An 18,836-nucleotide genomic window follows, 5' to 3' on the forward strand; every position below is an offset into this window, starting at 1 on the left:
TCGTTAGAGACCCGCGTACGAATGCAACCCGGTAGTGACCAAGTTGATGAAGAACAGGTTGAACACGTTCAACGCGAAGCCGGCGACGTTGATCCAGGCGGCCCCACGGCCACGCCAACCGGCCGTCGCGCGCGCGTGCAGATACGCCGCGTAGACCACCCACGAGACGAACGCCACGGTCTCCTTGGGGTCCCAGCCCCAGAAGCGGCCCCACGCGGCCTCCGCCCAGATCGCGCCGCAGATGATGCCCGCGGTGAACAGCGGGAACGCCAGCACGGTGGTCCGGTACGACATGCGGTCCAGCACGTCGGCGGACGGCAGCTTCGGGAAGCGGTCGGCCTTGCTGTCCTTGAGCAGGTAGAGGATCGACGTCACACCCGGAATCAGCAGCACACCGGACGAGATCGAGATCACCGAGACGTGGATCACGAGCCAGTACGAGCGCAACGCCGGCTGCACGGGCGCGGACTCGGCGTAGAGGACCGTGCCGCCGAGGAACAGCAGGACCAGGATCGGCGTCAGCACGAACGCGCCGAGGCGGCGGATCGGGAACTTCGCCATCAGCACGATCCACGTCACCACCGCGGCGAGGCACAGCAGCGACATGTACTCGTACATGTTGCCCCAGGGCGCCCTGCCCGCGGACAGGCCGCGCATCACCAGCGAACCCAGGTGCAGCAGCGCGCCGAGCACCGTCAGCGCGGCACCCATGCGGCCGATGCGTTCGGTCCGCGACAGCTCGCTCTTCGGCTCGTCGGTGAGGATGCCCGGAACCGGCGCACCGGCCCCGACCAGCTCCTTCTTGCGCGGCGCACGGGCGAACGCCTGTTCCACGGCGTAGAGCATGATCGCGAAGAGGTAGACGCCCAGCGCGCTGCGGTACAGCCAGTCGCTGTAGGTCGCGAGGGTCTCGTCAACCGGCATCAGGACTTCTCCTCGTTCAGCACCGCGCGGGCCAGCCGCGTGAACTCCTCGCCGTATCCTGCCTGGTCAGTGCGGGCCAGCCCGCCGACCTCGACCAACGTACGCCCGTCCTCCTGAGGGGTCGCACGCACCCACACCCTGCGGCGCTTGACGGTCAGCGAGACCCCGAGGCCGAGGATGATCAGGATGGCGAACACCAGCACGTACCCCTGTGTCGGGTCGTGCGAGACCTGCAACGACACCCAGTCGTTCACGGAGTCGAACCGCACCTTGGTGCCGTCGTCGAGCGCGATCTCCTCACCCAGCGCGAGGTTCTTGCGCGCGACCTTCTGCAACCGGCCCTGCTCGACCATCTTCATGTCGATCGAGAAGATCGACTGGCCGCGGCCGTCGTCCACGCCGAGGTCGCCGCGGTACACGTCGACGGCGACCATCGGGTTGTTCAGGGCGGGGTACTTCGAATTCAGGATGCCGCCGTGCAGCAACGGCGTCGGCGCGAGCAGCCCGGTGACCGCGATCTGGTTCTTGCGCCGCTGCTCGGAGTCCGTCACGCCCGGCGGGTCGAACTTCGTCGCACCCTCGGAGGCCAGCGTGCGCTGGTCGGCAGGCAGCCACTGGATGCCCTGCGTGCGCTTCTCGCCGTTGGGGAACGTCACCGTGAACGTCGGCGTGTACCCGTGCCCGAGCAGGTAGACGCGGTCGCCGTCGGTCCGCAGCGGGTGGTTGACCTGCAGCGTGTACGGCTTCCAGGTGTTGGCCTGAAGATCTTCGCCCGACTGGTACCGGATGTCCGCCTGGTAGCCGACGGGCTGGCCGTTCTCGAGGTACTCGGCGGAGAACTTGCCGATCTCGACGCAGAACGGCGTGAGGTCCGTGCCGTCGATCCGCAGCCCCGGCCGGAACGAGTCGTAGTTGAAGATGCCGCCGTTGCAGAACTGCCCACCGTCGGCCTGGACGATGACCTGGCCCTCGTAGCTGAACATCTTGCCCAGCGCGAACGACACCAGCAGACCCAGCAACGCGAAGTGGAAGACCAGGTTGCCGGTCTCGCGCAGGTACCCGCGCTCGGCGCTGACCGTGCCCTCGCCGGCCTCCATCCGCCACCCGCGCATCGCCTTCTTCGCCCGAGCAACAGCCTCCTCCGGCGTCACGTCGAGCTCGGCCTGCACGTGGTGCGGCATGCGAGACAGATTGCGCGGCGTCAGCACAGGCTTCGCGCGCATCTGCTTGAAGTACTCCCACGTCCGGGGCAGAAGACACCCGACGAGAGAGGTGAACAGCAACAGGTAAATCGCGGCAAACCAAGGCGTGGCGTACACCTCGAAGAACCCGAGCTTGAGCAGCAGGTCGCCCCACCACCCGTGCTGGGCGACGTACTCGTCGACCTTCGCCGCGTTCAACGACAGCTGCGGCAGCAACGCCCCCGGCATCGCCGCGAGCGCCAACAGGAACAGCAGGGTCAGCGCGGTCCTCATCGAGGTGAGCCCGCGCCACGTGTTGCGAAGGAAGGCGATCACTAGAGCGGCAGCCTCACGACGTCGACGAACGAGTAGCGCAGCCACCCGACGAACTCACCCCAGAGCCCGGTGACCAGCGCAACGCCCACCAGGATCAGCAACACCCCACCGAACACCTGCACCTGCCGCGCGTGCGAGCGCAGCCACTTGGTCACGCCCAACGCCCACCGCGCCCCGAGCGCGAGCACCACGAACGGCAACCCGAGCCCCAAGCAGTAGGCCAGCACCAACACGGCCCCGCGCACAGTCGACGACCCGACCTCGGTGCTCCGGGCAACAGCCAGCACCCCCGCCAACGTCGGCCCGAGGCAAGGCGTCCACCCCAGCGCGAACACGGCCCCGAGCACCGGCGCCCCGAACACCCCAGCTTTCGGCCGAGCGTGGAACCGCACGTCCTTCTGCAACGCAGGCACGAGCCCGAGGAACACCAGCCCCATCAGGATCGTGACAACGCCACCGATCCGCTGGAACAGCTCAGCGTTGAGGAACAAGGCATCCGAAGCCCCAAGAATCGCCATGGACGCCAGCGCGAAGACCACGGTGAACCCGAGCACGAACAGCAACGAGGCCCCAGCCACCCGCCACCGCCCCGCCGCAGCGGGTTCCTCAGCCTCCACCCGAGGCGCCTCGGCCCCCACCAGCCCAGCGAGGTAGGCCAGATACCCGGGCACCAACGGCACCACACAGGGCGACGCGAAAGAGATAAATCCAGCGAGCAAAGCAACCCCGGTGGCCAGCAGCAACGGCCCGGAGATCGCCAGATCGGTGGGGTTCACACACCTCAGGGTAGGTAGTTGCCCGGATCACGCGAGCACCGGCACCACTTTTGACGCCGCCACCACCACCAGCCCAGAAGTACCTACCATTGCCTCTTGTGAGTGACATCACGGTTGCTTAGCGTCAGCGCATGCATCTTCCCCGGCTGCTCCTCCCAGCGCTGACGCTCACAGCACTGGCCCTGTTCGCCCAGGTACCAGCCGGCAGCACCGCCCCGGCCATGGAATGGCGCGAGGTCTTCAACGAAGACGGCACCATCACCCAGACCCTGACCCCGAAGGCCCCAGCCGAGACGACGACCTTCCGCGCCCTGGCCGCAGCCGAGGTCACGAAAATCCACGGCGACCGCGACCCCTCAGACGCCTTCGACCTGGTCTTCGTGGGCGACGGCTACACCACAGACGACCTCGCGACCTACGCCGCCAACGTGAAGAGCAAGTGGGACGAACTCTCCGCAGTGGAGCCCTTCGCCTCCTACAAGGACTACTTCAACGTCTGGCAGGTCAACGTCATCTCCACCGAGTCCGGAGTGGACCACGACCCGACCAGGGGCATCCTCAAGGACACCGCCCTGGACATGGGCTTCTGGTGCCAGGGCCGAGACGCGAACACAGAACGCCTCCTCTGCGTCAACGAAACCAAGGCCAAGGAGTACGCAGCCCAAGCCCCGCAAGCAGACCAGGTGATCGCCCTGGGCAACACCACCAAGTACGGCGGCGCAGGCGGCTCAGTGGCCACCGCTTCAGGCTCCAACGCCCAAGCGGGCCAGATCGCAATCCACGAGCTGGGCCACTCAATCGGCGGCCTGGCCGACGAGTACGACTACCCGTACCTCACCTACACGGGCACGGAACCCCGCGAAAAGAACGTGACCAAAGACCCCACAGGGGCAAAGTGGGGCGAATACCTGGGCAAACCTTCCCCAGACGGAGGCGTCATCGCCCCGGTGGAAGGCGCCAGGTACTACAAGAACGGCCTGTACCGCCCAACAGACAACTCGATCATGCGAACCCTGGGCAAGCAGTTCAACTCGATCGGCAGGGACGAGATGATCAAGGCCTTCAAGGCCAAGATCCCCTCGCTCACCACCCCCGCCGTTCGCTGACCGCACGCGGGGACCTCCCGTGCGCCAGGAGTGCACGAAAGCTCCCCGCGTGCACTTCATGCTTGGGGGAACACGGGGCCCCGCGTTCCCCAGAAGGAAACGCGGGGCCCCCGCGTGACTTTGGAACCACTCGAACGGGTTACTCCTTGGCCAGGTCGTCCAGGACGGGCTGGACGTCGGAGGCCAGCACCGGCACCAGGAACGCCGCCGCCACCTTGTGGTTCTTGTCCACGACGAACGTCGACGGCACGGTGTTCGCCGGAACACCCTTGAAAACGTTGATGAAACTGCGCGACGAAGCGTCGTAAATGGACGGATAGGTCAGCGACCGATCCTTCATGAAGTCCCGCGGATGGTCCTTCGAGGTCTCCTTGACATCCACCCCGAGCACCTGAGTCCCAGCCTCAAAAATCTTCTGCATCTCCGGCGCCTCAGTCCGGCAAGGCCCACACCAGGCCCCCCAGACGTTGATCACGACGGGCTTGCCGGCAAAATCAGAAAGCTTGACGGTCTTGCCCTCTTCAAGCAGGGACTCGCCTTCAAGCCCCTTGAGCTCCTTGCGCTCAGAAACCGGGTACCGAAGCTTGACCTGCCCCCCAGGCGCCACGAGATAGAACTCGCCCGCCCCAATCTGAGCAGCATCCTTCCCGGTAGAACACCCAGCAACCAACAGCAACAGCACCAGCAACCGCTTCATGCGCCAGTCACCCGAGGATTGGTAACCCCAACCGGCTCAGAATAAGCAATCCGAACCAGCTGCTCCCCCTCAAAAATCAGAGAAGTCAACGAGGCCAACGAACACTCACGCCGCCGAGGGTCATGCCACATCCGCTTCCCCTCAAGAAACCGCCGAACAGTCCAAATGGGAAGTTGATGAGAAACACAAACAGCTTCATGCCCCTCAGCAGCCGAACGAGCCTTCTGCACCGCCCCCAACATCCGATGAGCAATCTCGATGTACGGCTCACCCCAGGACGGCTTGAACGGATTCACCAACTTGGGCCAGTGCTGAGGCGACCGCAATGCCCCATCCCCCACAGCAACCTTCAACCCTTCGAACTGGTTGTCGGCTTCGATCAACCGATCATCAGTGGCCAACTCCAACCGATGCGAGTCAGCAATGGGAGAAGCAGTCTGCTGCGCCCGTTCCAACGGCGAGGCAACCACATGCACGATGTCGTGGTCAGCAAGATGCTCAGCCACGGTCAAAGCCTGCTTCTGCCCTCGCTCGGACAGCCGGAACCCGGGGATGCGGCCGTACAGGATGCCTGTCGGGTTGTGCACCTCACCGTGGCGGAGCAGGTGGACGACGGTGCGGGTCACTTGCGGGCCTCCTTGGCGGCACGGGCCGCGTGCGGCAGCGCGTCTGCGATCACGGCGAACTCCTCTTCACCCATGGCGGCGTTGACGAACCACGCCTCGAACGCCGACGGCGGGGCGTACACGCCTCGTTCCAGCAGCGCGTGGAAGAACGGCGGGAAGCGCCACGTCTCGCACGCCTGCGCGCCCGCGTAGTCCTTCACCTCAGAAGAACCGAAGAACACGCTCACCAGGTTCCCCGCGAACTGCACTCGGTGCTCGACACCGGCCTCGGTCAGGGCTGCCGTGAACAGCGCGCCCAGGCGCGTCGCGTTGCGGTCGAGGGCCTGGTAGACCTCCTCGTCCGCCGCGCGCAGCGTCGCGAGGCCCGCTGCCACCGCCACGGGGTTACCGGACAGCGTGCCCGCCTGGTAGACCGGGCCGGACGGCGCGAGGCGGGCCATCACGTCCGCGCGGCCGCCGAACGCCGCCGCCGGCAGACCGCCGGACATGACCTTGCCGAACGTGTAGAGGTCGCCGCGGACGCGTTCCAGGCCGAACCAGCCCGCGCGGGAGACGCGGAAGCCGGTCATGACCTCGTCCATGATCAGCAGGGCGCCCTCCGCGTCGCAGATCTCCCGCAGAGTCGCGTTGAAGTCGGCACCCGGCGCGACCGCACCCATGTTGCCCGCCGCCGCCTCGGTGATGATGCAGGCGATCTCGCCGGGGTTGTCGGCGAACGCCTTCCGCACGGCCTCGACGTCGTTGTACGGCAGCACGATCGTGTCCGCGGCCTGGGCGCCGGTGACGCCGGGCGAGGTCGGCAGGCCCAGCGTCGCGACGCCGGAGCCGGCCTGGGCCAGCAGCGCGTCGACGTGACCGTGGTAGCAGCCGGCGAACTTGATGACCTTGCGCCGCTCGGTGAAGCCGCGCGCGAGACGGATCGCGCTCATCGTGGCCTCGGTGCCCGAGTTGACCAGGCGGACCTGACGGACCGGCTCGACGCGGTCGATCAGCTCGGCCGCGAGCTCGATCTCACCCTCGGTCGGCGTGCCGAACGAGAGCCCGGACGCGGCGGCCTTCTGCACGGCGGAGACCACGGACGGGTGGGCGTGCCCGAGGATCATCGGGCCCCAGGAGGCCACCAGGTCGACGTACCGGTTGCCGTCCGCGTCCCACAGGTGCGGGCCCTCGCCGCGCACCATGAAGCGCGGGGTGCCGCCGACGGAGTGGAACGCCCGCACCGGAGAGTTGACCCCGCCGGGGGTCAGCGTCGACGCGCGCTCGAACAGGGCCTGGGATCGACTGGCAGTCACGTGCCCCAGTCTCACACGTCGGCTTCGGCGGCTTTCTGCGGCCGGGTGCGCAGGGCCAGCACGACCTGCCGCACCGCGTCGAGTCCGAGGATCACGGCCAGCGTGGCCGCGCCGACGGCGGTGCCCAGCCAGTTGCCGTGGTAGCGCGTGGAGATCAACGGTTCGCGGCCCTCGATCGGGTAGGCGAGCCGCACGACACCGCGGTTCCAGCACCACACGGCGACGATCGCGAGCAGGACGATCGCGACGACCTCGCCGGCGGCGATGAGCCACCGCTTGGGCTGGTGCAGGCTCGGGCCGGCGGGCGGCGCCTCTTCGGGCTCTTCCACGACGGTCTCCGGCTCGGTCACAGCCTCTGTCACGTCGCTCACCCTCTCACGACCCTGCGCAGACCCGCGAGCAAGGCTTCCGGATCACGTGCCCATCCCAGCACCACCGTGCCGTCGAGCAACCGCAACGGCACCGCGGTCGTCCCCTTGGGCACCGACCAGCCACCGCCGAGCACCCGCGCACCGGTCGGCGCACCGACGTCGCGACAGGCCTCGATCATCGCGACCGGCAGCTTCTCCCGCCCGAACTGGGCTTCCTCGGCCGTCAACGTGACGCTGCCGGTCTTCACCCGCCCGTACACCCACAGCACCGCGCCGAGCGTCAGCCCGAGCCCCACGATCGTCCACAGCCCGACGGACGCGGGCCCGGTGATGAGCTCGACCAGGTACCCGGCGACGGCGAACGCGGGTCCCCACAGAAGCGGCCACCAGCTGCTGCCGGACTCCCGGTACAGCACTACCGCACGAACTTGTTCGAGGCGGGCAGGAACTGCAGCACCACCGCGGCGACGGTCAGTCCCATCACGACGATGCAGATGACCACGCTCGCCTGCCACACCTGCGCGCCCAGCGCGATGAACATGATCGCGATCATCGACATGAACCCGAGCGCACCGAGGACGGTGAGCAGGATCCGCGCCCAGTTGTGCCCGTTGCGCATCACGACCGCGAACGCGACGTACGGCGAGGCAGCCACGAGCATGGCGAAGCCGAACATCAGCGCCATGGCCCGCACACCGAACTCGCCGACCTGACGCTCCTGGTCGGAAACGGACGCGTTGCCCTGGCTGAGGAAGTACTCGGTGTTGCCGAGCAACATCACCGGCAGCACCGCCACCGACAGCACCGCACCCGCGATCCAGATCCACATCGCGGCGGTGATCGTGGCGGGCCGCGACGGCGCCAGCTCCTGCGGCAGCACGGGCGCGAGCGGTGCCATCGAGAAGCTCGCCTGGCCGACGTGACTCACCTGGTAGTGCCCTGGAGTCTCCGCGGGCGGCGCCGGGTAGTGCCCCGCCGGGTTCTGCCACTGCGCGTGGTCGGGGTTCTGCGGATCGGTCACTGCTCACGCACCTCCGCCACCCACTGTGCCGCAGCCGACTGCCACGTGAAGACGATTGCGGCGCAGATGAGCAGCAGTGTGACCAGGTTCGCCGCGCTGACCCCGAGGAACAGGATCCAGATCATGTGCACGACGGCGACCGTCGACAACGCGATCCGCGCCCAGTTCTTGCGGCGCAGGAACGTCCGGGTCAGCCACGCGTAGGCGGCAGCGAAGAGCACCGCGATCACGGTCAGCGTCAGCAGGAAACTCGTGACCTGCCCGGACGACCACTTGGTGAGCTCCTGCACCTGACCGCGCTGGAACCACAGCCCCGCGGTCGTGAACAGGACGAAGACGGCGATCGCGAGCCAGAGACCGACCGCGATGCGGACCGTCCTGGGCGTCTCCTTCACGTCAGCTGCTCGCGTTCGCTCAGGTACTCGGTCGACTGCCGGAAGTAGAAGAGCACGAGACCCGCCATCGCGATCAGCGCCGGGGTGATGGCGTACCCGTTGCCGATCATCTGGAAGAACAGGTTGAGCAGCACCGTGATCATCAGTCCGGTGCGGCTCTTCTTGGTGCCCGCCTTGACCTTGACCGCGAACCACACGGCGAGCGCGGCCAGCACCACGGAGACCACCAGCACGACGACGAGCGTCACCGTCGCCGAGGACTCGATCATCTCCGGGGTGAGCGCGGTGTCGGTGGTCCTGCTCTTGACCGCGTCGACCAGGGCCTGCTTGTTGGAGAGCTGGTAGATCGCGGCGAGCACCCAGAGGGCCGCACCGGCGACCACGAGCCAGTAGCCCGCGGTGATGGTGCCGGGGGTGGTGCCCGATTCCTTCGGAGACGTCACGGTCGCGAACTTAGGACGGCTTGAAGGCGCTGTCCACCGTGACGCGCGTCCTGAAGTGCGCGGACGCCCGGTACATCAGCACGATCGCCGCCGCTTCCAGCACCGTCGTCACGAACGCGACCGCCAGGTCGACCGGACGCATCTCGACCCCGAGCTCCGCCGCCAGCCCGCTGAAGAACACCACGAGCCGGAACAGTCCGAACGCGACGGACGCGGCACCCAGCACCGTCAGCACGATCCGGGCCCAGTTGCGGCCGCGCGCCATCGCGTTCGCCAGGCGCGTGTACGCGAGGAGGAACGCGACGGCGATCAGCAGGCCGAACATGATGCCGCCGTTCACGCCCGCGTCGATCTGGTCCTGGCCGAGCTCCGGGTTCTGCCTGCGGGCCTCGGCCACGAGCGTCTCGCGGTCGAACAGCTGCGAGACGAACCGCACCATGCCGATGCTCGCGCTGGTGATCCACAGCCAGCGCGAGACGTTGATCAGCTTCGGTATCGGGGTCAGCGGTCGAGCCACCGCGCCGCTTCCACGGCCCAGTACGTGAGGACGATGTCCGCGCCGGCACGCCGGATCGAGGTGAGCGACTCGAGGACCGAGCGCTCGCGGTCGATCCAGCCGTTGCGGGCGGCGGCCTCGATCATCGCGTACTCACCGGAGATCTGGTACGCCGCAACGGGAACGTCCGACACCTCGGCGACGGACCGCAGCACGTCGAGGTACAGCAGCGCCGGCTTGACCATGACCATGTCCGCGCCCTCGGCGAGGTCCAGCTGCACCTCGCGCATCGCCTCGCGGGCGTTCGCGGGGTCCTGCTGGTAGGTCTTGCGGTCGCCCGCGAGCTGCGACTCCACGGCATCGCGGAACGGACCGTAGAACGCCGAGGCGTACTTGACCGCGTAGGCGAGGATGCCGGTGTCGGTGAAGCCCGCGACGTCCAGGGCGTTGCGGATGAAGGCGATCTGGCCGTCCATCATGCCGCTGGGGCCGACGACCTGGGCTCCGGCGCGGGCCTGGGCCACGGCCAGTTCGCCGTAGGCCTCGAGGGTCGCGTCGTTGTCCACGGTGCCGTCGGCGGCGAGCACGCCGCAGTGGCCGTGGTCGGTGAACTCGTCGAGGCAGCAGTCCGACATCAGCACGGTGCTGTCGCCGAGCTCCGCGCGCAGGTCGCCCAGGGCGGCGTTGAGGATGCCGTCCGGGTCGGTGCCGGCGGAACCGACGGCGTCGCGCTCGGCCGGGACGCCGAACAGCATGATGCCACCGACGCCAGCCTGCACCGCCTCGACCGCGGCCTTCCGCAACGAGTCACGCGTGTGCTGGAGAACGCCGGGCATGCTCGCGATCTCGGCGGGCGCGTTCAGGCCTTCCTTGACGAACATCGGCAGCACGAGCTGACGAGGGCGCACCTCGGTCTCGGAGACCAGGCGGCGCATGGCGGGCGTCGTGCGCAGACGCCTCGGCCGGTGAAGTGGGTACATCGTGTGACTCCCTGACGGAGAGAGTCGAAGGGGCCACCCAAAAATTTCTTGAGTGGCCCCGACGGCTTCAGTTTGATTCTAGCTGCGGCGCAGACGCTTGGTCTTGCGCGGAGGAGGCAGCGCTCCCTCGGCGCGCAACCGGGCGGCGTGGGCGGCCAGCGCGTCGACCAGCGCGGGCACGTTCGCCTCCTCCGGCTGCACGTCGACCCGGAGGCCGAACTCCCGCGCCGTCTCGGCGGTCTGCGGGCCGATGCACGCGACGAGCGTGCGGGCGTGCGGCTTGCCCGCGATGCCGACCAGGTTCCGCACGGTCGACGACGAGGTGAAGCACACCGCGTCGAAGCCACCGGACTTGATCATCTCGCGGGTGTCGGCGGGCGGCGGGGCCGCACGCACGGTGCGGTACGCCGTCACGTCGTCGATCTCCCAGCCACGCTCGCGCAGGCCGGCGGCCAGCGTCTCGGTGGCGATGTCGGCCCGCGGCAGCAGCACGCGGTCGACCGGGTCCAGGATGTCGTCGTAGGGCGGGAAGTCGTTGAGGAGACCCTCGGACGACTGCTCACCGGACGGCACGAGCTCGGGGATGATGCCGAACGAGCGCACCTTCGCTGCCGTGGCCTCGCCGACGCAGGCGATCTTCACGCCGGAGAACGCACGGGCGTCCAGACCGAACTCGCGGAACTTCTCCCACACCGCGCGGACGGCGTTGGTCGAGGTGAAGACGACCCACTGGTAGCGGCCGTCGACCAGACCCTTGACCGAACGCTCCATCTGCGCGGGGCTGCGCGGCGGCTCGACCGAGATCGTCGGCACCTCGACGGCGATCGCGCCGTGCGAGTGCAGACGCTCGCTCATCGCGCCGGCCTGCTCCTTGGTCCGCGGGACCAGCACGCGCCAGCCGTACAGCGCCCGCGACTCCCACCAGGAGAGCTTCGAGCGCGCGGCGGCCGCGGCACCGACCGTGACGACCAGCGGGCCGTTCAGCTCACCGGCGTCGGCGGCCACGGAGGCCAGCGTCGTGTCGATCGTGCGCTGCTGGAAGCCGGTGCCCTCGGCGGTCACGGCGACCGGGGTCTGCGGCGCGAGGCCGTTCTCGACCAGGTTCGACGCGGCCTCTGCCAGGTGCGAACCGGTCGCGTGCAGCACGAGCGTGCCGGGCGAGGCCGCGAGGCCCGCCCAGTCCGTCACGGCGCGCACGTCGACCTCGGTGTGCACGCCACCGAGCGCGACACCCGCGTAGGCGGGGACCGCGGTGCCCGAAGGCACGCCGGGAACGACGTCGAACGGGATCGTCGACTTCGCGACGGCCTGCGCTTCCTTCACGACCGAGTCGAGCGTCAGCGGGTCACCGGCGACGAGACGGACGACGGTCGCACCGTTCTTCGCCTCGTTCACCAGGTCCTTGGCCACGTCGGCGGACTCACCGACAGCGGGGCGGACCTCGACTCCCTCGGCCACGGTCGCGAGGACGTCCGACGGGACGTCCGGGTCGGTCACCACGAGTTCAGCCCTGGTGAGCAAGTCGTGGGCCCGGACCGTGAGCAGCCCGGTGTCGCCGGGGCCGGAGCCCACGAAGGCGATGCGTCCGGGGGTCTTGCGTGCGCGGGTCATCAGGGCACTCCCCATCGATTACGCCTCTGGGCCGCTGAGAACCGCGGCCCCGAGGTCGAGCAACTCGGCGGCCAGCGCCCGGCCGAGTCCCTCAGCTTCGGTCAAGTCACCGGTGGCGGACGCCCGGAGGAGATCGTTCTCCGGCGTCGCAGCGACCCCGCGCAGGGAAAGCCGGTACACGACCTTGCCCTCGTCGTCGAGATCTTCCACCACATCGGCCAGCGCGCCGACCGGCGCGCTGCAGCCCGCCTCGAGCGCGGCCAGCATGGCGCGCTCCGCGGTCACAGCGGCCCGGCTGGCCGAATCGTCCAGAGTGGACTGGATCAGGTGCTCGGCGTCGACGTCGTCGACCCGGCACTCGACTGCCAACGCGCCCTGTGCGGGCGCGGGAAGCATCTGGATGGGCTCCAGCGTCTCGGTGATCTCGCCGGCGCGACCGAGGCGCGCGATGCCGGCACGGGCCAGCACGACGGCGTCGAGCTCTCCACTGCGGACCTTGCCGATGCGCGTGTCCACGTTGCCGCGCAACGGAACGATGTTCAGCCCGAGACCCAAGGCCTCCAGCTGGGCCGCGCGGCGCGGAGATCCGGTGCCCACAGTGGACCCCGGCAGCAGCTCGCCGAGCGTGAGGCCGTCGCGCGCCACGAGCGCGTCGCGCGGGTCCTCGCGCTGGGGCACCGCCGCGAGCACCAGACGAGAGTCCGGCGCCGTCGGGAGGTCCTTGTAGGAGTGGACGGCGACGTCGATCTCACCGTTCGCGAGCGCGTCGCGCAGCGCGGACGTGAAGACGCCGATGCCGATCTGCGCGATCGGGGCGTCGGACAGGTCACCCGGCGTCTTGATGACGACGATCTCGACCTGAGCTCCGGCCGCCTTGAGCGCCTCGGCCACGGTCCCCGTCTGGGCGAGCGCCAGCGCGCTGCCACGGGTACCGATCCGTAGGGTGCGGGTCACCGCGTTTCACCATCCACAGAAGCTTGCTTGGTCTGACTGACAGCCCCAGGCGTCTGGGGGTCGAGCCCGAACAGTTCGCGGAGAGCCTCCGCGTAGCCGGTACCACCAGGTGCGGAGGCGAGCTCCTTCACCCGGACGGTCGGCGTGTGCAGGAGCTTGTCTACAACGCGGCGCACCGTCTTGGCCAATTCACCGCGTGTCGCGGCGTCCAGTTCGGGAAGTCGCGAATCAAGACGGAGGAGCTCGGCGTCGACCACCTCGGCCGCGCGCTTGCGCAGGGCCGTGACGGTCGGCGTGACCTCGGCGGAGCGCTGGCCTGCGAGGTACGCCTTCACCTCGTCGGCGACCAGCTGCGCGGCGAGCCGCGCGTCCTGGCCGGCGGGCGCGTCCGAGAGACGCCGCTGCAGCGTTTCCAGGTCCACCACACGAACGTTCGGCAGTTCCGCGGCGGCCGGGTCGACGTCCTTGGGCAGGCCCAGGTCGCACATCACCAGCGGCCGCGAACGCTTGCTGATCATGTCCGCGCGCACGACCGTGTCGACCGACCCGGTGCACGCGAAGACGATGTCCGCGAGATCGATTTCGGCACCCAGCGCGGTCAGGTCGACGGCCGTCGCGGGGACGCCCTCGGCCTTCAGCGACGTGGCGAGACGCACACCGTTGGCCTGCGTCCGGTTCGCGATGACGACCTCGCCGACGCCCGCCCTGCGCAGGTGCGCGGCGGCCAGACCGCCCATGGCGCCGGCGCCGACGAGCAGCGCGCGCTTGCCGACGAGCGTGCCGAGCTGGGCCTCGGCGTCACCGAGAGCCTCGGACACGACCGACGCGCCCGCGTGGTCGATGCCGGTCTCGGCGTGCACGCGCTTGCCGACGCGCAGCGCGTTCTGGGTGAGCTCGTGGACGGTCCTGCCGACGGTGCCCGCCTCGTCCGCCGCCGCGTACGCACCGCGCAGCTGGCCGAGGATCTGGGACTCGCCGACGACCATCGAGTCGAGGCCCGCCGCGACGGAGAACAGGTGCTCCACGGCAGCGGCGGCGTAATGCACGTAAAAGTGCTCGTAGAGCGACTGCGGGTCGACCTGGGCGTGCTGCGCGAGGACCTCGACGACCTCGGACATGCCGCCGTGGAACGACTCGACGACGGCGTAGACCTCGACCCTGTTGCAGGTCGACAGAACCATCGCCTCGGAGACGCTGGGAGCGGCGAGCAGCTGGCCGAGGACCTTGGGCAGGTTCGGCTCGGCCACGGTGACACGTTCCAGGACCGGGACTGGGGCAGTGCGGTGCGACAGACCGACTACGAGCACGCTCATGCACTCACCACGTCTGCCGGAGCCGTCTGGCTCACGCTCACGGGCGAATCACCATCCCGTCCACACCGAGTCCGTTGTTGCCGACCGAGACGCTGGCAGCCTCGTCCGCACGTCGAGCGACGTGGAACGACAGGATCTGCATCTCGACCGCCAAGTCAACCTTGCGCACCTCGACGTTGTCTGGAACCTGAAGGACAACCGGTGCGAAGTTCAGAATGCACTGGACGCCCGCAGATACCAAACGGTCGCAAACCGACTGAGCCGCTGGCGGCGGCGTCGCGATGACGCCGATCGACACCTCGCGTTCGAGGCAGACCGCGGTGATCTCGTCGATGTGGTTGACAGGTATGCCCCCAACAGGCACTCCGATGAGATCGGCGTCCACGTCGAAGAGGGCGGTGACCGGGAACCCGCGGCCTGGGAAGCCGCCGTAGTTGGCCAGAGCGTGACCAAGGTTACCGATGCCGACGACGGCCACGGAGTGGTTGCGGGTGAGGCCGAGGATGCGCTCGATGTGGCTCACGAGGACCTCGACGTCGTACCCGACGCCCCTCGTGCCGTACGAGCCGATGTAGCTCAGGTCCTTGCGGAGCTTCGCCGCGTTGACGCCCGCGGCCTGGCTGAGCTCCTCGCTCGAGACCGCCGTCACGCCCTGGTCGGCCATGCCGGACAGCACGCGGAGGTACACGGCGAGCCTGGCCACCGCCGCCTCGGGGATCGCACGGGCGCGCTCCCTGTCGGCAGGCTCCAGAGGGGTGGCGGTCGTCTCACCTTCGCCCCGCTGTGATGCCACGCTCTCCGACCTCCGGGTGTGCTTCACCGCAGAGACCCCGCGGCGTTGGTGATACCCACACCGTACCGCTTGTGAACGCATGCACAAAGTCGGCCGAATCGGGTCACGGCGCTGGTCACAGGGCGTGACCAGCGCTTCGTCGGTTCATGATCACTACGGGGTGAGGGTCTACTCGACGGTGAAGGTGACCGAGTGCCAGCCCGTCGCACCGTCGGGAACCGGGTCCAGGCGCGCCTGGTCCTGCGTGTACCCGGTCTTGTCGGTGGCCCGGCACTCGACCGTGTGACTGCCCGGCCTGAGGTCCATCTCGATCCGCCACATCCGCCACGTGCTGTCGCTGACGTCGGCCCCGAGCTGAGCCTCCTGCCACGGCCCTCCGTCGGCTCTGACCTCGACCTTGGCCACGCCCTTGGGCTGCGCCCACGCGGTTCCGGCCACGACGGTCCTGCCCTGGACCTTGCCCATGCGCCTGGGCCGGTCGATCCGCGACATGGTCTTGATCGGCGCCCGCGCGGCCCAGCCCCGCGGGATCCAGTAGCCCTGCTCCTTCGCGAACGTGGTGACGTTGAGGTCGGTGACCCACTTGGTCGCGGAGACGTAGCCGTACAGACCGGGCACCACGAGCCGTGCGGGGAACCCGTGCTCGGCGGGCAGCGGCTGACCGTTCATGCCGATGGCGATCAGCCCGCGTTCGAGGACGTGGTCGAGCGGGCTGCCGGCCGTGAACCCGTCGTCGCTGGTGCTGAACAGCTGGTCGGCGCCCGCCTTCACGCCGGCCTCCCGCAGCACGTCGCCGATCCTGATGCCGACGAAGTTGGCGTTCGAGATGTACGGCCCGCCGACCTCGTTGGAGACGCAGGTCAGCGTGATGGTCTCCTCGACGAGGTCCCGGCTGCGGATCTCCTCGAACGTGAGCACCATCGGCCGCTCGACCATGCCGTGCACCCGCAGCGCCCACTCCTCTGCCCGGATGCGCGGCACGCTCAGCGCCGTGTCGATCCGGTAGAAGTCGTCGCCGCTGGTGATGAAGCTCGGCGTCCCGTCCTTGACGAAGTCGGCGCCGACCGGGATCTCGGGCGCCTTCGTCTTCGGCGTGAGGTCGCCGATGGCCCGGCGCGAACCCTCGACGTCGGTCCGGTTCCCCAGCAGCTGCCCCGCGACGCCCGCCGCGACCGCGAGCCCGGCCGTGACCAGGAAGTCGCGCCGGGAACCGTCCTCCTCGGTCTGCCGGTGCAGGCGGCGGAAGACCCAGAGGCCGGCGGCGATGCTGGCGATGGGTGCGAGGAGGGCGAGCTGGCCGACGTCGGGCCTGGTCAGGACCGCGGCGATGCCCACGAGCCCCAGCACCACCGCCACCACCGACCCCGGCGTGGCGCTGTTCCTGCTGGCCAGACCGGCCGCGACCCCGATGCCCGCGAGGACGAGGGCCATGCCGGTGAGCAGCACGGCCTTGTCGTACGTGCCGAACGCGGTGACCGCGAAGTCCTTCAGCCACGACGGCGTGAGGTCGATCGCGGCGTTGCCCACCGCGAGGTACGGCGAGGCGCTCAGCCCGACGAAGGCCGCCACCAGGTGCCCCGCCGCGAGCGCGGCGACGATCGCGAGCAGTCCGGTGAGCGCGGCCTTGACGGGCTTCATGCCTCTCATTCGACACCCGCAGGGCCCTGGTTCGCTCGGGCCGTAAGGGCCCGGTAATCACCCAGCCGCCGTCCAAGCCTCACGGCACGCGGGGCGCTTTCGTGCGCACATGGTGAACGAAAGCTCCCCGCGTGCACTCGGCAGCTACGCGGAGAGCGCCGCCCGCAGGCGGTCCTCCTCCACCTTCCAGTACCCGTGCTCGGCCCCGTCGACGAGGAACACCGGCACCCGGTCGCCGTACTCGGCCCGCAGCTCCGGGTCGCTGTCGACGTCCTCGACGGACCAGGTGGCGCCGAGGTCCGCGCAGATCCGCTCGATCTCCACGGCCGCCTCCTCGCAGGCGTGGCACGAGACCCGGCTCATCAACGTGACGTGGTGGCTCATGCCCCTCATGCTCCCAGCGGCTTGCGCAGCACGGCGCGCGCCAGCTTGCCGGTCGGCGAGTGCGGCAGGGCCGGGGCGAACTCCACCGACGTCGGCACCTTGAACTTGGCGAGCCGCGCGGCGCAGTGGGCCACGACCTGGTCCGAGGTCAGCTGCTGTCCGTCGCGCAGCACGAGGACGACCTTCACCGACTCGCCGGTTTTCTCGTCCGGCACGCCGACGGCCGCGGCCTCCAGCACCTCGGGCATCTCGCAGAGGACCTGCTCGACCTCGTGCGGGTAGACGTTGAACCCGTTCACGATGATCAGGTCACCCGCGCGGTCCACCAGGTGCAGGTCGCCGTCGGCGTCGATGAAGCCGACGTCACCCGTGCGGAACCAGCCGGAGGAGTCCGGGCCGTGCGCGCCGTCTGGCCAGTAGCCGCTGAAGAGGTTGTCGCCCTTCGCGGAGACCAGGCCGGTGCCGGGCTCGTCCTCGTCGATGTCGAGCACCGAGCCGTCCGTGTCGACCAGGCGGATCTCGACGCCCGGCAGCGCCTGCCCGACCGAGCCGGGCTTCGGCACGCCGCCGACCAGCGTGGACGTCAGCACCGGGCCGGTCTCGGTGAGGCCGTAGCCCTCGTAGATCGGGATGCCGATCGCGCCCCGCATCTCCGCGATGACCCCGGCCGGCAGCGGCGCGGCGCCGGAGGTGAACAGGCGGACGGTGGCGAGCTTCTCGCGCAGCACCTCGACCGGGTTCGACAGCAGCGCCCGGTACATGGGCGGCACGCCGACCATCGTGGTGACTCGGTGCTCCTCGATGACGTCCAGCGCGTTCGCGGCCTCGAAGCGCTCCAGCAGGATCGCCGTGGCACCCGCGCCCGCGACCTGCAGCAGGCCGGGACCGAGGCCGTAGACGTGGAACAACGGCAGCGCGAGCAGCACCCGGTCACCCGCCGTCACCGGTGCGGGCCGCAGCGAGGCGCACTGGGAGACGTTCGCGAGCAACGCGCGGTGGGACAGCATCGCGCCGCGCGGCACCCCGGACGTGCCGGAGGTGTAGCCGAGCACCGCGAGGTCCTCACCGCCGCGGACGGCCTCGAACGGCTCCGCGGTGGCCGTGACGTCCGGAACGTCCAGGACCTGGGCGTCGGAGCCCTCACCGTCACCGATCAGCAGGCCGGCGCCGGAGTCGGCGAGGATGCGCTGGAGCTCACGCGGCGGGTTGCCGGGGCCGGTGGGCACCACCACACCGCCCGCGCGGAGAATTCCGAACACAGCGACCACGAACTCGGGACCGGTGGGCAGCCGTACCGCCACTCGGTCGCCAGGTTCGAGACCGGAATCCGCCAAACGGCGGGCGAAAGCATCGATCGCGCCGTCGATGGTTTCCCACGTGAGGCTCTTTCCGCTCGCCACGTCGACGAGAGCGACGTGGCTGGGTCCCCGCTGTGCCGAAGCACGGACCAGATCTGAGACATTGCGAGCGGAAGTCAACATGGCCTCCTCATGAACAAC

Annotated in this window: 21 protein-coding genes; 1 reads left to right on the plus strand and 20 read right to left on the minus strand. The window is 69.1% G+C overall.

The annotated features are described in order from the left end of the window. Nucleotides 1-3 precede the first annotated feature (3 nt). The 3 genes from ccsB to ACFOWZ_RS11940 are packed head-to-tail and all read right to left on the minus strand — an operon-like array spanning nt 4 to nt 3,217. Nucleotides 4-924, minus strand: a complete 921-nt coding sequence (ccsB, locus tag ACFOWZ_RS11930; RefSeq protein WP_382371950.1) for a c-type cytochrome biogenesis protein CcsB — start codon at nt 922-924, stop codon at nt 4-6. Next, on the minus strand, nt 924-2,399 hold the full coding sequence (gene resB, locus ACFOWZ_RS11935) for a cytochrome c biogenesis protein ResB (RefSeq protein WP_382372657.1): 1,476 nt from the start codon (nt 2,397-2,399) through the stop codon (nt 924-926). Before resB ends, ccsB begins: the two co-directional genes overlap by 1 nt. A 41-nt stretch (nt 2,400-2,440) precedes the next feature. Further along, the gene (locus ACFOWZ_RS11940) at nt 2,441-3,217 is read right to left on the minus strand and encodes a cytochrome c biogenesis CcdA family protein (RefSeq protein WP_382371951.1); all 777 of its coding nucleotides are present in this window, start codon (nt 3,215-3,217) and stop codon (nt 2,441-2,443) included. Between the two features lie 131 nt (nt 3,218-3,348). Between ACFOWZ_RS11940 and ACFOWZ_RS11945 the strand changes: the two genes are divergently transcribed. Beyond that, entirely contained in the window at nt 3,349-4,323 is a 975-nt protein-coding gene (locus ACFOWZ_RS11945) for a M64 family metallopeptidase (RefSeq protein ID WP_382371952.1), read from the plus strand. 139 nt (nt 4,324-4,462) lie between these two features. Here the strand turns inward: ACFOWZ_RS11945 and ACFOWZ_RS11950 are convergent, their stop codons facing one another. The 17 genes from ACFOWZ_RS11950 to ACFOWZ_RS12030 form a co-directional block, all read right to left on the minus strand. Further along, nucleotides 4,463-5,020: a TlpA family protein disulfide reductase gene (locus ACFOWZ_RS11950; RefSeq protein WP_382371953.1), complete on the minus strand. Its 558-nt coding sequence runs from the start codon at nt 5,018-5,020 to the stop codon at nt 4,463-4,465. Next, nucleotides 5,017-5,646 (minus strand): histidine phosphatase family protein, encoded by a 630-nt coding sequence (locus tag ACFOWZ_RS11955; RefSeq protein WP_382371954.1) that lies wholly within the window; start codon nt 5,644-5,646, stop codon nt 5,017-5,019. Before ACFOWZ_RS11955 ends, ACFOWZ_RS11950 begins: the two co-directional genes overlap by 4 nt. Next, the gene (gene hemL / locus ACFOWZ_RS11960) at nt 5,643-6,938 is read right to left on the minus strand and encodes a glutamate-1-semialdehyde 2,1-aminomutase (protein ID WP_382371955.1); all 1,296 of its coding nucleotides are present in this window, start codon (nt 6,936-6,938) and stop codon (nt 5,643-5,645) included. The genes ACFOWZ_RS11955 and hemL overlap by 4 nt, the downstream gene beginning before the upstream one ends. An 11-nt stretch (nt 6,939-6,949) precedes the next feature. Continuing rightward, nucleotides 6,950-7,300 (minus strand): hypothetical protein, encoded by a 351-nt coding sequence (locus tag ACFOWZ_RS11965; protein WP_382371956.1) that lies wholly within the window; start codon nt 7,298-7,300, stop codon nt 6,950-6,952. Nucleotides 7,301-7,305: 5 nt separating this feature from the next. After that, on the minus strand, nt 7,306-7,725 hold the full coding sequence (locus ACFOWZ_RS11970) for a DUF3093 family protein (RefSeq protein ID WP_030473863.1): 420 nt from the start codon (nt 7,723-7,725) through the stop codon (nt 7,306-7,308). Further along, the gene (locus ACFOWZ_RS11975; protein ID WP_382371957.1) at nt 7,725-8,330 is read right to left on the minus strand and encodes a hypothetical protein; all 606 of its coding nucleotides are present in this window, start codon (nt 8,328-8,330) and stop codon (nt 7,725-7,727) included. Before ACFOWZ_RS11975 ends, ACFOWZ_RS11970 begins: the two co-directional genes overlap by 1 nt. After that, entirely contained in the window at nt 8,327-8,725 is a 399-nt protein-coding gene (locus ACFOWZ_RS11980) for a hypothetical protein (protein WP_382371958.1), read from the minus strand. The genes ACFOWZ_RS11975 and ACFOWZ_RS11980 overlap by 4 nt, the downstream gene beginning before the upstream one ends. Beyond that, nucleotides 8,722-9,168, minus strand: coding sequence for a hypothetical protein (locus ACFOWZ_RS11985; RefSeq protein ID WP_382371959.1), 447 nt, complete (start codon nt 9,166-9,168; stop codon nt 8,722-8,724). The genes ACFOWZ_RS11980 and ACFOWZ_RS11985 overlap by 4 nt, the downstream gene beginning before the upstream one ends. Before the next feature lie 10 nt (nt 9,169-9,178). Then, nucleotides 9,179-9,685 (minus strand): hypothetical protein, encoded by a 507-nt coding sequence (locus ACFOWZ_RS11990; protein WP_382371960.1) that lies wholly within the window; start codon nt 9,683-9,685, stop codon nt 9,179-9,181. Further along, nucleotides 9,670-10,644: a porphobilinogen synthase gene (gene hemB / locus ACFOWZ_RS11995; protein ID WP_382371961.1), complete on the minus strand. Its 975-nt coding sequence runs from the start codon at nt 10,642-10,644 to the stop codon at nt 9,670-9,672. The genes ACFOWZ_RS11990 and hemB overlap by 16 nt, the downstream gene beginning before the upstream one ends. 78 nt (nt 10,645-10,722) lie before the next feature. Further along, the gene (locus ACFOWZ_RS12000; protein WP_030473869.1) at nt 10,723-12,255 is read right to left on the minus strand and encodes a bifunctional uroporphyrinogen-III C-methyltransferase/uroporphyrinogen-III synthase; all 1,533 of its coding nucleotides are present in this window, start codon (nt 12,253-12,255) and stop codon (nt 10,723-10,725) included. A gap of 18 nt (nt 12,256-12,273) precedes the next feature. After that, nucleotides 12,274-13,209 (minus strand): hydroxymethylbilane synthase, encoded by a 936-nt coding sequence (gene hemC / locus ACFOWZ_RS12005; RefSeq protein ID WP_382371962.1) that lies wholly within the window; start codon nt 13,207-13,209, stop codon nt 12,274-12,276. Then, the gene (locus tag ACFOWZ_RS12010; protein WP_382371963.1) at nt 13,206-14,522 is read right to left on the minus strand and encodes a glutamyl-tRNA reductase; all 1,317 of its coding nucleotides are present in this window, start codon (nt 14,520-14,522) and stop codon (nt 13,206-13,208) included. The genes hemC and ACFOWZ_RS12010 overlap by 4 nt, the downstream gene beginning before the upstream one ends. 37 nt (nt 14,523-14,559) lie before the next feature. Further along, entirely contained in the window at nt 14,560-15,315 is a 756-nt protein-coding gene (locus ACFOWZ_RS12015; protein WP_382371964.1) for a redox-sensing transcriptional repressor Rex, read from the minus strand. A gap of 168 nt (nt 15,316-15,483) precedes the next feature. Continuing rightward, nucleotides 15,484-16,953, minus strand: coding sequence for a molybdopterin-dependent oxidoreductase (locus ACFOWZ_RS12020; RefSeq protein ID WP_382371965.1), 1,470 nt, complete (start codon nt 16,951-16,953; stop codon nt 15,484-15,486). Nucleotides 16,954-17,097: 144 nt separating this feature from the next. Then, complete coding sequence (locus ACFOWZ_RS12025) at nt 17,098-17,337, minus strand: glutaredoxin family protein (RefSeq protein ID WP_030473874.1); 240 nt, start codon at nt 17,335-17,337, stop codon at nt 17,098-17,100. Nucleotides 17,338-17,342: 5 nt separating this feature from the next. Continuing rightward, nucleotides 17,343-18,818, minus strand: coding sequence for an AMP-binding protein (locus tag ACFOWZ_RS12030; RefSeq protein WP_382371966.1), 1,476 nt, complete (start codon nt 18,816-18,818; stop codon nt 17,343-17,345). Nucleotides 18,819-18,836 lie beyond the last annotated feature (18 nt).

The sequence above is a fragment of the Lentzea rhizosphaerae genome, assembly GCF_042649515.1.
Lineage (GTDB): Bacteria > Actinomycetota > Actinomycetes > Mycobacteriales > Pseudonocardiaceae > Lentzea > Lentzea aerocolonigenes.

What these genes read in the sequence shown, in the direction of transcription:
- ACFOWZ_RS12020 (WP_382371965.1), bottom strand. Translation starts at nt 16,953, where the DNA reads ATGAAGCCCGTCAAGGCCGCGCTCACCGGACTGCTCGCGATCGTCGCC.
- ACFOWZ_RS12010 (WP_382371963.1), bottom strand. Translation starts at nt 14,522, where the DNA reads ATGAGCGTGCTCGTAGTCGGTCTGTCGCACCGCACTGCCCCAGTCCCG.
- ACFOWZ_RS12030 (WP_382371966.1), bottom strand. Translation starts at nt 18,818, where the DNA reads ATGTTGACTTCCGCTCGCAATGTCTCAGATCTGGTCCGTGCTTCGGCA.
- ACFOWZ_RS11950 (WP_382371953.1), bottom strand. Translation starts at nt 5,020, where the DNA reads ATGAAGCGGTTGCTGGTGCTGTTGCTGTTGGTTGCTGGGTGTTCTACC.
- ACFOWZ_RS12025 (WP_030473874.1), bottom strand. Translation starts at nt 17,337, where the DNA reads ATGAGCCACCACGTCACGTTGATGAGCCGGGTCTCGTGCCACGCCTGC.
- ACFOWZ_RS12000 (WP_030473869.1), bottom strand. Translation starts at nt 12,255, where the DNA reads ATGACCCGCGCACGCAAGACCCCCGGACGCATCGCCTTCGTGGGCTCC.
- resB (WP_382372657.1), bottom strand. Translation starts at nt 2,399, where the DNA reads ATGAGGACCGCGCTGACCCTGCTGTTCCTGTTGGCGCTCGCGGCGATG.
- ACFOWZ_RS11945 (WP_382371952.1), top strand. Translation starts at nt 3,349, where the DNA reads ATGCATCTTCCCCGGCTGCTCCTCCCAGCGCTGACGCTCACAGCACTG.
- ccsB (WP_382371950.1), bottom strand. Translation starts at nt 924, where the DNA reads ATGCCGGTTGACGAGACCCTCGCGACCTACAGCGACTGGCTGTACCGC.
- hemB (WP_382371961.1), bottom strand. Translation starts at nt 10,644, where the DNA reads ATGTACCCACTTCACCGGCCGAGGCGTCTGCGCACGACGCCCGCCATG.